Raw genomic sequence first — 13,493 nt, 5'->3', positions numbered from 1 at the left:
GGCCAAGGATTAAGCGGATGAGCGAAACCCCAAGGGCGACCCCAAGGCTTTTCGATGGCGATACCCTGGTGATCGCCACCCACAATAAGGGCAAGGTGCCAGAGATTGCGGCCCTGCTTGAGGGCCGGGTGCCCCATATGACTAGCGCCGGTGAGCTTGGCCTCGATGTGCCTGAGGAAACTGGCACCACCTTCATGGCCAATGCCACGATCAAGGCCCTCGCCGCCGCCAGCGCGTCCGGCAAACCAGCCCTCGCCGATGATAGCGGGCTAAGCGTGGCCGCCCTGGATGGTGCGCCCGGCGTATACACCGCCGATTGGGCTGAGGAAGGGCCCGACGGTGAGAAGCTGCCCGCCCGTGACTGGGTGATGGCCATGACCAAGGTCCATGACCGCATGCAGGCCAGCGGTAATGCCGATAAATCAGCCGCCTTTATCAGCGCGCTCGCCCTCGCTTGGCCGGACGGTCATGTGGAGGTGGTTGAGGGGCGCTGCGAGGGCAGCATCACCTGGCCCATGCGCGGGGAGAAGGGGTTTGGCTATGATCCCGTCTTCATACCCGATGGTTATGAGGTCACCTTCGCTGAGATGGACCCGACGGAAAAGCAAGCGATCAGCCACCGCGCCAACGCCTTTGCCCTGCTCCGGGAACGCTGCTTTCCCGGCTAGGCGACCACCCGCCCCCTAATCATGTGCAAACGCCTGAGTTTTCAGCCGATCTGTTATGCGTTTTCGGCGGCCATTGGTTGCTGCCCATTTTCATGAACCAGGCGTAGCGTCCGCCGCCATGATCTTAGCAACAGCGGCGCTAGCTCAGGCGCTTGGGACATGACCCGACAGCTAGAACATCGCGAACTGGTTATCGCCAGCAACCATTATGGCTTCCTCTTTGAGGTGCAAAGCCCGACGGCTGGCGCCATCGACCGCGTCCACAGACTAGTGGATAAGCGCGGCAAGGCACCAGAGGATCTGGGCAAAACCCTTCAAGAAGCGGCGATCGCCCGGGCCGTCACGGCTGCCCGTTCAACCGGCCTGCCCGCCATTGCCGAGGCCAAGGGGTTGGAAGTTGAGGCGCTGGGTGGCTACCCCGGTGTCCGCATGCTGGACATCAACCGCCCGAACAAAAACGACGATAACAACGCCCATATCCTACAAAGCCTGCTGGATGCCGGGGCCTCTATCCTTCCGGATCGGGGCGCGCAGCTGGTCAGTAATATCGCCATTGCCTGGCCTGATGGTGAGGTGGTGCATGAGCGGGCAGCCATCGACGGCGTCATCTCAATCATCCCACAGGGCACGATCAGCGCTGGCTTTGACCCCATCTTCCGCCCGTTTGGCCTGTTAACCACGCTGGCCCAGATGCAGCCGGAGGAGCGCAGCCAGTTCCGCCCCACCGCGCGGGCCCTGGACCAGCTGGTCAACCGGGTGATGCCGGGCATCGCCTCAGATGCCGAGGCCGACCGGGTGGCAAAGCCAGACGCGGCACCGTCGCCAAGGCGCCCGCGACGCTGATTGACTGGTCACTGACTGCCAAAGCGCTGGCCGCCTGATTGCAAGAAAGGCCACCAGCACGTATCTAGTTAAGCGTGCGCAGGCTTAAGATGTTCTGGGGAAACACGCATGGCACCGACACTCGATAAAGATTCCGTTCTCGTCCTGGCTTCCAACAATCAGGGCAAGCTGGTTGAGATGCAAAAGCGCCTGGAAGGCAGCGGCGTCACGGTTCTGACGCTGAAAGACCTCGACCTGCCACAAGCCGACGAGACCGGCGATTCAACGGCTGAAAATGCTTCCCTGAAATCCACTGGCGCAGCAGAAGGTTTCGATTTCAGCGCGGTGGAGGCGAAGGTTGGCCGCCCAGTTAGCAAAGTGATCGTCGCTGCCGAAGATACCGGCCTGGAAATCCCCAGCCTGGGCGGATGGCCCGGCCCACATTACGCACTGCTGACCGAGAAAACCCCTGGCGGTGAGCGGGATGATGAGATGGGCAATGCCAAGGTCTTGGCCAAGCTTGCCGACCAACCTGGCGCAGACCGAAAAGCGGTCTTCACCTCCACACTCGCAGTGACTGAGGTTCGGCGAGATGGCATGGATGCCAAGCCAACCCTCTATACCGCTGAAATGGTTGGCCGAATTGCCGAGAAACCGCGCGGTGATAATGGCTTTGGCTTCGATGCGATCCTTGAGGTCGATGGCCCTCGCGGTCGCCCTGTGACCTTTGCCCAGCTTGATCGCTCGCAAAAGGCCGAGTACAGCCCACGACCAAAGGCAGTGGATAAGATGGTTCAGGCCATCTACCCGAAGAGTGAAGTGGTGGCTGATGGTCCGGCAAAACGTCCAGGACAAACCGGTTAGTTCAGATAGCGAGACCAAGGCCACGCCCGGCTTTGGCATCTATGTGCATTGGCCGTTCTGCGCCAAGAAATGCCCCTATTGCGACTTTAACAGCCATGTCCGTGAGGCCGTGGACCATGATCGCTGGCGCCGGGCCCTCATCACAGAGCTCCAACATTTCGCCCGTCTGACCCCGGGCCAGACCGTCACCTCGATCTTCTTCGGCGGCGGCACGCCATCACTGATGGCCCCACAGACCACCGCCGCCGTAATCGACACAATCGCCGAGCTTTGGCCCATGGCCGAGGGGGCGGAAATCACCTTGGAGGCCAACCCAACCTCAGTTGAGGCGGGGAAGTTTGAGGGCTTTGGTGCCGCTGGCGTGAACCGGGTGTCACTGGGCGTACAGGCACTGAACGACACTGACCTTCAGTTTCTCGGCCGTCAGCACTCAGCTGCGGAGGCCCTTAACGCCGTGGCCTTGGCCAAGCGTTACTTCGCCCGTGTTTCCTTCGATCTAATCTATGCCCGGCCCGAGCAGAGCGTTGGGTCCTGGGAGACAGAGCTGACCCAAGCGCTTGAGGTTGGTTGTGATCACCTCTCCGCCTATCAGCTGACGATTGAGCCAGGGACCCAATTCTTCACCCTGCACAATCGTGGCGTCTTCCAGATCCCGGAGGATGAGCTGGCCGGGGATTTATTTGAGGCGACGCAAGCGATCACCAGTGCCGCTGACATGCCGGCCTATGAGATTTCAAACCACGCCGCGCCAGGGGAGGAGAGCCGCCACAACCTGACCTATTGGCGCTATGGCGATTATGTTGGTGTCGGTCCCGGCGCCCATGGGCGACTTAGCCTGGCGGACGGCAGCCGCGTTGGCACCCGCACCCATTTGGCGCCCGAGGCCTGGTTGGAGCAGGTTGAGGATGCGGGCCATGGCGCCAAGCCGTTTGAGGTTGTGGCACCGATTGATCAGGTGACCGAGGCGCTAATGATGGGCCTGCGCCTGGTCGAGGGCCTGCCAATCCTGCGGATCGAGGAACTTGGCGGCGGCGACATCGACCAGCTCTTGGATGTTTCGGAAGTGCAACGATTGACGCAGGCTGGCCTAATCGATGCACAGGCTTGGGATAAACAGCGCCTTTCACTGACCGCAGCGGGTCGCCAACGGCTGAATAGCGTGTTATCGACGTTGCTTCCGTAAAACTCCGCCCGCGCCCACACCCACGCCGACACCAAATGCCCGACGGCAGCACCCATAACACCAGCGAGATCCCAGGCCTCGACGACCTGCCGGATACCCCAATGATGCAGCAATATGCCGGCATCAAACGGGCGCATCCTGACTGCCTGCTGTTCTACCGCATGGGCGATTTTTATGAGCTGTTCTTAGAGGATGCGGTAACGGCCTCGGCAGCGCTGGACATCACCCTGACCCGGCGCGGCAATGCTGGTGGCAATGACATCCCCATGTGCGGCGTGCCCTTCCATGCCTATGAGGGCTACCTCGCCCGGCTGATCAAGCAGGGCCATAAGGTTGCCATCTGCGAGCAGACCGAAACACCAGAGCAGGCCAAGAAACGCGCAGGCTCAAAGGCGCTGGTCCGACGTGACGTCATCCGTGTCGTCACCCCCGGTACCCTAACCGAAGACACGCTGCTGGATGCCCGTCAGCATAACTTCCTGATCGCGGTGGTTGAGCAGGCGGGCCGCTATGGCCTCGCCGCCGCTGATCTCTCCACCGGTACGGTGATGACCCAGTGGCTTGATGCCGCGAGGCTAAACGGTGCTATCGCCCGGTTTGAACCGTCGGAGATCCTGGCACCACAACGATTGGAGCAGCACCCGGCCACCCGCGAGCTGCTGAACGAATGGCGTGGCCTGATCGCGTTTCAGCCAAATGCCCGGTTTGATGCCAATAACGCCAGCAAGCGCCTCACCGACTTCTATGAGGTTGGATCGGTTGATGCCTTTGGCGGGTTTGAAACCGCCGAGCTAACCGCCCTTGGCGCGCTGATCGATTACATCACCCTGACCCAATGTGGTCAGCATGCCCCGCTGGAACGTCCACGAAGGGAGGTTGATGATGGCAGCCTGGAGATCGATGCCGTCACCCGCCGTGCTCTTGAACTGACCCGCACCCAGAGCGGGGAACGGCGCGGCAGTCTGCTTGCCACCATTGACCGCACGGTTACCGCCGCCGGCGCACGGGCCCTTGCCCAGCGCCTGGTCGCCCCCAGCACCAGCCTGACCGCCATCACCAACCGCCATGATGCGGTTGCTTGGCTAGTTGCCGAGCGTGGGGAAGAGGCAACCCTGCGCGATCACCTCAAGGCCATGCCGGATATTGAACGGGCGCTATCCCGCCTTGGCCTCGAGCGTGGTGGCCCACGCGACATGCTGGCCATCAGGCAGGCTATGGAAACCGCAGAGGCGTTGGCGGCCCAGCTATCCAAAGCCAAGGATCTGCCGACCAACCTCGCTGATCTGATTGACCCACTTACCCCGCCTGAGGGGCTGCCAACCCTGCTAACTGGGGCGTTGGCTGATGAGGCCCCGCTGCTGGCCCGCGATGGTGGGTTTATCGCCACCGGCTATACCGAAGAGCTGGATAAATACCGCAAGCTTCAAACCGAAGGCCGCCAGTATATCGCTGAGATGCAGGCTCGTTACGCATCCGAAACGAGCGTTGAGCGGCTGAAGATCAAGCACAACAATGTGTTGGGCTACTTCATTGAGGTGACGGCCCTTCACGCCGATAAACTGCGCGACCCCGCCCATAACGAGCAGTTCATCCACCGCCAGACACTAGCGAATGCTGTGCGTTTCACCACGACGGAACTGGCGGATCTTGAGCAGCAGATGAGCCAGGCAGGCGACCGCGCCCTGGCGATTGAGCTGGAGCTGTTCGAAGACCTCCGCCGCAGTATTTTAAGCCAGACCGAGCCGCTGCGCGCCCTGGCCGCTGCCGCCGCTGAGGCTGATATGGCCACCGCCCTTGCCAACCTTGCCGTCACCGAACGCTATACCCGCCCTGAAATGAGCGAGGATATGGCGTTTGAGATCACCGGCGGCCGCCACCCGGTGGTGGAACAACTGGCCGAGACGGGACCCCAAGGGTTTGTCGCCAATGATTGCCAGCTTGAGGATACGGGGCGGCTTTGGTTGCTGACCGGCCCGAACATGGCCGGTAAATCAACCTTCCTCCGCCAGAACGCGCTGATCGTTATCCTGGCGCAGATGGGCGGTTTTGTGCCCGCCGAGGCGGCCAAGATTGGCATTGTTGACCGGCTATTTGCTCGGGTTGGTGCCGCCGATGATTTGGCCAAGGGTCGCTCAACCTTCATGGTTGAGATGCTAGAGACCGCCGCGATCCTGCACCGAGCAGGATCCAAGTCCCTGGTTATTCTGGACGAGATCGGCCGGGGCACCGCCACCTTTGACGGCATGTCGCTGGCCTGGGCATGCGTTGAATATCTGCACGATAAGAACCAGTGCCGGGGCCTATTCGCCACCCACTATCATGAGCTGACGGGCCTCAGTGCCAAGCTCAATGGCCTCGCCAACCACCATATGCGGGTGAAGGAATGGCAGGGCGATGTGGTCTTCCTGCACAGTGTTGGCGCCGGTGCCGCCGATCGTTCCTACGGTATTCAGGTGGCGCAACTGGCTGGCCTGCCCAAGCCGGTGATCAAGCGGGCGAAAACCGTGCTTGAGACCTTAGAGGCCGGGGAGCGTCAGGGCGGCAAGGCCAGTAATCTGGCGCAGGATTTACCGCTCTTTCACGCGATCCCGGAACCATCAGCAGAGGTTGAACAAGAACCCTCACCGGTGGAGCAGCGCCTCGCTGAGATCACCCCAGATGATTTGAGCCCCCGCCAGGCACTTGAGCTAGTCTATGAGCTAGACCGGCTGGCGAAGGAGCGAGAGCAGCCAAATTGAGTAAGCAACCCACCCCGAAAAAGCCGAAGGGTAGGAAGGCCGCGAAGCCAGCACCAAAAGGCCAGGCAAAGGCGGCCGCCAAGCGCGCGGCCAGCAACTATCTGGGCGATTTGGTTGTGCCGGGCCTCGCCGCCCTGCCGCCTGCTGAACGACTAAACAAGACGCTCAAAACCAAATGGGCCGATGGCAAGGGCCGCCCGGCGGTGCTGGAGTATCTGAAGAAGATCCTGGCCGATGGTCATGCCGAGATCTGCAACCAGTTCGAAAATGGCCGCGCCGGCGATGCGACCGGCGCCATCTGTGTGCGCCAACACGCCCAGCTAGCCGATGGGGTGATCCAGGCGATCTATCATCTGGGCACTAAGGTCGCCCACCCGATTGCCAACCCCACCGCCGGTGAGCGCTTGGCCCTGATTGCCACCGGCGGCTATGGCCGGGCCGAACTCTCGCCCCAATCCGACATCGATCTGCTGTTCATCCTGCCCTATAAGCGCACGCCGACGATTGAGCAGAGCGTTGAATTCGTTCTCTATTTCCTTTGGGATTTGGGCCTGAAGGTTGGTCAGGCGGTGCGCAGCGTCGATGACTGTATCCGCCAGGCCAAGGCGGATATGACGATCCGCACCAACTTGCTGGAATCCCGCTTCCTCGCCGGTGATACCGAGGTGTTTGAGGAGTTTCAGGGCAAGTTTGAGAACGATGTGATGGCCGGGACCGCCCCCGCCTTCATCCAGGCGAAGATGGAGGAGCGCGATGCACGCCACCATGAGGTGGGGGACAGCCGCTACGTGCTTGAGCCCAACGTTAAGAACGGCCTGGGCGCCCTGCGCGACCTGCATGTGCTGTTCTGGATCGCGAAATATGTCCACCGGGTCGACCGGGTCCATGATCTGGTCGATCTAGGTGAGATCAGCGAGGAAGAGGCCGAGACGTTCGACCGGGCGCAGAACTTCCTCTGGGCTGTACGCGCCCATCTGCACTACCTCACCGGTCGCGGTGAAGACCGCCTCACCTTTGACCTGCAACCAGAGTTGAGCCGACGCCTCGGCTATGTCGACCACGGCAAAACCCTAGGCGTTGAGCGGTTCATGAAGCACTACTTCCTGGTCGCAAAGGAGGTTGGTGCGCTGAGCCGTAACATGACGGCACTGTTCCAGGATCGGGTCTTCACCGGGCGGATCGCCCGCATTGGCCGCGCCATCTGGGCATTTGACATTGAGGGCTTCCCGGTTCAGGGCGGCTGGCTGCACCTGCCGAGCGACGATCATTTGAGAAAACAGCCGGAGGATTTGATCCGCATCTTCCGGGTGGCCCAAACCTCAGGTCGGTTTATTCACCCGGCCTCGCTACAGCGGATTAGTCGTGAGCATCGGCGCATTGGCCGGAAGATCCAGAACGACCCCGCCTGTAATGCGGTCTTCCTGGACATCCTGACCGGCAAGAACGCGATCCGCATTCTTAAGCTGATGAACGATACCGGCGTGATTGGTCGTTTCCTGCCTGATTGGGCGCGGATCGTGGCGCAGATGCAGTACGACATGTACCACGTCTACACGGTGGACGAGCACACGCTGCATGCGGTGGAAATCCTCCACGGTATCGCCGATGGCAGCCGGGCAGAGGACTTCCCCCTGGCGACTGAGGTCTATGGCAAGATCAGCTCAACCCGCGCGCTATTTGTGGCGGTCCTGCTCCACGATATCGCCAAGGGCCGCAATGGTGATCACTCGATTTTAGGCGAGAAGGTGGCGCTCAAGGTCTGCCCGCGCCTCGGCCTGACACCTGAGGAAACGGAAACCGTCGCCTGGCTAGTTCGCTGGCATTTGGCCATGTCACGCACGGCGCTGAAACGAGATTTGGATGACCCCAAGGCAGTCGATGATTTCGTCAATCTGATCCAATCCACCGAACGCCTGCGCCTGCTGCATGTCCTGACCACCGTCGATATCGCGGCGGTTGGGCCCGATCGCTGGAATGCCTGGAAGGCCGGGTTGCTGCGCCGCCTGTTCTTCGTAACCGAACAGCGGCTGACGCCCGACGACAATATGCGACCACCAGCTACCTATGATTCCCGGCTGGTTGAGGGCCTGCGCGAGCAACTCAGCGATTGGTCTGGCGATCGCATTCGCGGGTTCATTGAGGTGGCACCCGCCGGGCTTTGGCATGCCTTCCCACCGGAGCAGCTGGCCCATCTCGCCCGGCTGATGCATGGCGCGCAAACTGAGAACCAAGAGCTGGCGCTCGACACCCGGGTCGATGTGGCGGCGGGCTATACCCAGGTTGCCGTGATTACCAAGGACCGTAAGGGCCTGTTCGCCGCCCTGACCGGGGCCATTGCCGCCACCGGCGCCAGCATCCTGGACGCGAAGATCTTCACCTTCAACCATGGTTGGGTGCTGGATGTGTTCGCCATCCAGGATTTGCAGGGCAACCCAATCGGCAGCGGGGACAAACTCGCCAAGCTCTCAATCAACATCCACCGCGCGCTTGAGGATCAGAGCTTCCTCGATAAGAAGATCGCACGCCATCGCCATGACCTGCCATCACGCACCCATGTCTTCACCGTGCCACCGCGCGTGCTGATCGATAATCAGGCCAGCAACCGCAGCACGGTGATTGAGGTAAATGGCCGGGATCGACCGGGTCTGCTTTATGATCTAGGCCGCACCCTGACCGATGAACGGCTGCAGATTTCCGCCGCGAAGGTCACCACCTATGGGGAGAAGGCGATTGATGTCTTCTACTTGCGTGATCCGGGCGGCCTGAAAATCACCCACCCAGATCGGCTTGCGCAGCTGCGTGAACGTCTCTTGGCAGTGATTGACCCAGGCGATGACGATAGCGATCAGCCGCCTGATCAGCCCGGCAGCTATAAGGCCAGCACGCGTCGAAAAGAGCGCGGGTCGCTGGAGCGGGCGGGCTAATCAGGCCCTTCGTTAAGGCATGCCAAAATTCATCAGCGTGACCGCGATATAGCGGGCTTTACCCAGCCTGCCTTATCAGCGCCGCTGAATTCCGTTAGGGCTGGTTGGGCAGTAAAGACCCAATCGCCCCCAGCTACACCTCGGCTAAGCCACACAGAATGTCCCTCGCCCGTGCCATTTTCACAGTTGGCGGTCTGACCATGGTCAGCCGGGTATTCGGCTTTGCCCGGGATCTGCTGACCGCGATTGTGTTGGGTGCTGGGCCCCTGGCCGATGCCTTCTTCGTGGCGTTGAAGCTGCCCAATTTCTTCCGCCGCTTGTTTGCCGAGGGGGCGTTCAGCGCCGCCTTCGTCCCGCTCGTTTCCGGCAAGATTGAGGATGAGGGCGCAGAGGCCGGGCGCAGACTGGCAGAACAGGCCCTGGCCCTGATGATCTCATTCCTGCTGCCCTTTGTGGTGTTGGGTCTGGTCTTCATGCCCGCCGTGGTGACCGTTTTGGCGCCCGGTTTCGTGGATGAGCCGGATAAGTTTCAGGCTGCCGTCGATCTGGCGCGGATCACCTTTCCCTATCTGCTGCTGATCTCAATCGTTGCCCTGCTGGGTGGGTTGCTGAACAGCATTGGGCGGTTTGCCCCCTTTGCCGCCGCCCCCATCCTGTTCAACAGCGCACTGATTATCGCCCTACTCTATGCCTGGTTTGGTGAGGGGAAGCCCGCCATTGCCATGGCCTACGCGGTCACGGTGGCCGGGGTGCTGCAGCTGATCCTGCTGCTGGCGGCCAGTGCCAAGGCAGGCGTGGCACCTAAGCTGATCGCGCCACAGCTGGGCCCCGATATGCGCCAGCTGCTCAAGCTCATGGGCCCGGGGTTGATCGGCGGCGGGGTGCTGCAGATCAATTTGATGATCGACACCATCCTCGCCTCCCTGCTCCCCTCAGGGGCGATTAGCTGGCTGTTCTACGCCGACCGGCTGTACCAGCTGCCGCTCGGCGTTATTGGCATCGCCATCGGCACTGCCCTACTGCCCGGCCTATCCCGCGCGGTGAAGGGGGAGCGGACCGGCGAGGCAACCCATCTGCTGTCCCGCGCCTTGGAATATGGCCTGCTGCTGGCGCTGCCGGCCGCCCTAGGCCTTGCGCTCATTTCTGGGCCGATCATTGGCGGCCTGTTCCAATATGGACGGTTCGGACCAGAGGACACGATTGCCACCGCCGCCGCACTTACCGCCTATGCCATCGGCATCCCCGCCTATGTTGGGGTGAAGGTTATGAACGCGGCCTATTTCGCGCGGCAGGATACGGCGAGCCCGGTCAAAATCGCGATCATCTCAACCATGATCAATACGGCGCTTAGCATCGCGTTGATCCAGGTCTTGGGCCATGCGGGCATCGCACTTGCCACCGGCATCACTGCCTGGTTGAACCTCGCCTTGCTGGCGCGGGGGCTTAAGCGGGCCGGGCATTTCACGCTGGATGAGCGGTTTAGAAGCCGTCTGCCGCGGATTGTCATTGCCGGGGCGGTGATGGCTGCCTCGCTGTTAATCGCGCTGTTTGTTACCAGCGAGTTGGGCATTGATGTGTTGAGTGATGCCTATCGCCGGGTCGGCTGGATGTTTGGCCTTATCGGCCTTGGTGCTGTCACCTATTTTGTGGCTTGCCTGGCCACCGGTGCGGGCCGATTGGGGGAGATCAAACGCAGCCTCAGCGGGCCATCTGAACCGGCTGCATAAACCCGTCCTTGACCCCCCGGATACCAGCGGGGATAACAGCGGCCCGCCTATCCGTTTTTCGTCTTTAAGCAATCCATGTCTAAGCCCACCCGCCGCATTCTGTCTGGCATGCAGCCGACCAACCGCCTCCACCTTGGTAACTACCTTGGGGCGCTGCGCAATTGGGTGGATTTGCAAAGCGATTACGAGAGCATCTTTTGCATCGTCGACCTGCACGCGATCACCGTGCCGCAAGACCCGGAAGAGCTGCGCCGCAATGTGCGTGAGCTGACCGCCGCCTATATCGCCGCCGGTATCGACCCCGCCCAATGCATTATCTTCCAGCAAAGCCGGGTTGCCGCCCATTCTGAGTTGTCTTGGTTGTTCTCAACCCTGACGCCGATGGGCTGGTTGAACCGCATGACCCAGTTCAAGGAAAAGGCAGGCAAGAAGCGCGATGTGGCGCCGCTTGGCCTCTACTCCTACCCTGTGCTGATGGCCGCTGACATCCTGGTCTATAAGGCCACCCACGTGCCGGTGGGTGAGGATCAGAAGCAGCATTTGGAGCTGACCCGCGAGATCGCGACCAGCTTTAACCATCGCTATGGCGTTGAGCATTTCCCCCTGCCCGAGCCACAGATCCTGGGCGAGGCAACCCGGGTTATGTCACTGCGCGATGGCACATCGAAGATGAGCAAATCCGACCAATCGGATTACAGCCGCATTAACCTGACCGACACGGCGGACGACATCGCCCTCAAGATCCGCAAGGCGAAAACCGATCCTGAGGCCCTGCCAAGCGAGGTTGAAGGGCTGGAAGGACGCCCAGAGGCGGATAACCTGGTGACAATCTACTCAGCCCTCGCGGGTTCGAGTAAAGAGGCCGTGCTGGGTGAGTTTGGCGGTGGGCAATTCTCGGGCCTGAAGCAATCACTGGCCGACCTCGCGGTTGAGAAGCTAGCGCCGATTACCGAGCGGATGAACAGCCTGCTCGGCGATATGGCAGAGATCGACCGGATCCTCGATCTGGGTGCTGAGAAAGCGAATGACCTGGCGGCACCGGTCTTGGCCGAAACCCAGAAGATCATGGGGCTTCGCTGATGATCAAACGCGCGGCCGCCCTTATCCTAACGCTTCTGCTGCTCACCGCCTGTGGTGGGACGCTTCATGATGAGGGCCGCGCCAAGCTCATTCCGGCTGTGGAACAAAAAGGCTCAACCCAGCTTGGCTTCGCTGCTGATCTCCGCTTCTCAGTTGAGATGGAAGATGGTGAGCGGATCGCCCCAACCCCGCTGATTGAGCCTGGCGCCCTGCCAATCCGCCGGGCACCAGGGACGCGCGTTTATCTCGCGGGATCTGCCGATGGCACCGCACCGATTGAGATTGATGACTTCCTGATCCTGGAGATTGAGGACCCATCAACGCCAAGCGGCATTGGCCAGTTCGCCGCCGGTGATATCGGCCAGGTACGCCGCCAGAAGGTGCCGGTCGAAAACCTGTACCAGGGCATGCCGATCCCGGCGGGCGCCATTGACTTAACCGATCTGCTACCCGCCTGCGAAACGCGCCTGGTTGGCGCCGTACCGATGGATTTGGGCGTTATTGCGCAATCGACACCGGTCTATTTGATCGTTGAGTTCCCCGAGACGGCCTGGACACCGCGGAGCTGCGCTGAGTGATGATCAAGGCCCTCACCCGCAGCTGCTTGATCGCGACCGCCGCCCTGGCCCCCGGCGCCTGTGCTGAGCTGCGCGCCCTCGGTGTTGATGTTGAGGCGCCTGAGTTTAGCCTGCCGGAGGCACCGGACATTTCCGGCAGCATTGCCGCCCTGAGCGCACCTCAGCAGCGGACCGTGGCCATGATCGCCGCTGTCTCCTTCCGCCCGGTGACCGAGTTTCGGGCCCAGCCTCACCTGGGCGTTGAAGTTCAGACCCGTGGCTATAGCCGCCGCCCCTACTTCATCACCCCACCCGCCCAGGTTCAGGTAACCCCCGGCGCGTGTGAGGCGATGTATCTGGCTGGCAGCCCCGATGGCACCGCGCCAATCCAGCTTGAGAACTTCATGATTGTGGAGCTTGAGCAGGGTGACCGGGAACAGATTATCGGCCTCGGCCATGTGGAGCCGTTCACCTATAAGGGCCAGAATGTGCCGATCCTGGGTGGTAAGCGGCGTATTATCCCCGCTGCTGATTTCCGCCTCGACCGGCTGTTCCAGGTGGGCCAGCAAGCCACGGTTACCCTGACCCCGCTAACCAATGGTGACCGCGGCGGCATCAGCTCGGTCTTCCTGATCCAGCAGCAAACCGGGCGGCTGATCAATGACGCCACTGGTGCTCAGCGTTGTGAGCCCCTGCCTAACAGCCAGGTGCAACAGATCCGCACCGCACCGCAAGCGGGGCAACCCGCGGTGATCCAGCAGCGCCAGGCCCGCCCACAGCCGGATGAGCCCCGCCTGCCAGAGGGCTTTACCACGGCCCCAGCATCGTCTTCCGGTGCCGCCTTCGACCTCGATTTGGGTGGTGAGCCGACCAGCCTGCCGGATCGCCAAGATCGCTAAGCCAGATCGCTGGGCCAGGCCGCGTTTTCGG

10 protein-coding genes are annotated in these 13,493 nt (G+C 61.5%); all 10 read left to right on the top strand.

What is annotated here, in order from left to right:
• The first annotated feature begins 17 nt into the window (after positions 1 to 17).
• The 10 genes from rdgB to KI792_14160 all read left to right on the top strand — a co-directional run bounded on the left by rdgB (position 18) and on the right by KI792_14160 (position 13,462).
• Positions 18 to 668 carry an RdgB/HAM1 family non-canonical purine NTP pyrophosphatase gene (gene rdgB / locus KI792_14205; protein ID MBV6634176.1) on the top strand — a complete coding sequence of 217 codons (651 nt, stop codon included), beginning with the start codon at positions 18 to 20 and terminating at the stop codon, positions 666 to 668.
• Positions 669 to 827: 159 nt separating this feature from the next.
• Entirely contained in the window at positions 828 to 1,511 is a 684-nt protein-coding gene (locus KI792_14200) for a hypothetical protein (GenBank protein ID MBV6634175.1), read from the top strand.
• Positions 1,512 to 1,619: 108 nt separating this feature from the next.
• On the top strand, positions 1,620 to 2,354 hold the full coding sequence (locus KI792_14195; GenBank protein ID MBV6634174.1) for a hypothetical protein: 735 nt from the start codon (positions 1,620 to 1,622) through the stop codon (positions 2,352 to 2,354).
• Positions 2,320 to 3,537, top strand: a complete 1,218-nt coding sequence (locus KI792_14190) for a coproporphyrinogen III oxidase (protein ID MBV6634173.1) — start codon at positions 2,320 to 2,322, stop codon at positions 3,535 to 3,537. The genes KI792_14195 and KI792_14190 overlap by 35 nt, the downstream gene beginning before the upstream one ends.
• 35 nt (positions 3,538 to 3,572) lie before the next feature.
• Entirely contained in the window at positions 3,573 to 6,275 is a 2,703-nt protein-coding gene (gene mutS, locus KI792_14185; GenBank protein ID MBV6634172.1) for a DNA mismatch repair protein MutS, read from the top strand.
• Complete coding sequence (locus KI792_14180; GenBank protein ID MBV6634171.1) at positions 6,272 to 9,199, top strand: [protein-PII] uridylyltransferase; 2,928 nt, start codon at positions 6,272 to 6,274, stop codon at positions 9,197 to 9,199. The genes mutS and KI792_14180 overlap by 4 nt, the downstream gene beginning before the upstream one ends.
• 158 nt (positions 9,200 to 9,357) lie before the next feature.
• Positions 9,358 to 10,926 carry a murein biosynthesis integral membrane protein MurJ gene (gene murJ, locus KI792_14175; GenBank protein MBV6634170.1) on the top strand — a complete coding sequence of 523 codons (1,569 nt, stop codon included), beginning with the start codon at positions 9,358 to 9,360 and terminating at the stop codon, positions 10,924 to 10,926.
• Between the two features lie 75 nt (positions 10,927 to 11,001).
• A complete protein-coding gene (trpS, locus tag KI792_14170; GenBank protein ID MBV6634169.1) occupies positions 11,002 to 12,006 on the top strand; it encodes a tryptophan--tRNA ligase in 1,005 nt (334 codons plus the stop codon).
• A complete protein-coding gene (locus tag KI792_14165) occupies positions 12,006 to 12,584 on the top strand; it encodes a hypothetical protein (GenBank protein ID MBV6634168.1) in 579 nt (192 codons plus the stop codon). The genes trpS and KI792_14165 overlap by 1 nt, the downstream gene beginning before the upstream one ends.
• Positions 12,584 to 13,462, top strand: a complete 879-nt coding sequence (locus KI792_14160) for a hypothetical protein (protein MBV6634167.1) — start codon at positions 12,584 to 12,586, stop codon at positions 13,460 to 13,462. The genes KI792_14165 and KI792_14160 overlap by 1 nt, the downstream gene beginning before the upstream one ends.
• The last annotated feature ends 31 nt before the right edge of the window (positions 13,463 to 13,493 follow it).

The organism is Alphaproteobacteria bacterium SS10 (assembly GCA_019192455.1).
Classification (GTDB): Bacteria; Pseudomonadota; Alphaproteobacteria; order TMED2; family TMED2; genus TMED2.
Note: the sequence above shows the minus strand (reverse complement) of the source record. Positions and strands in the feature narration are given on the sequence as shown.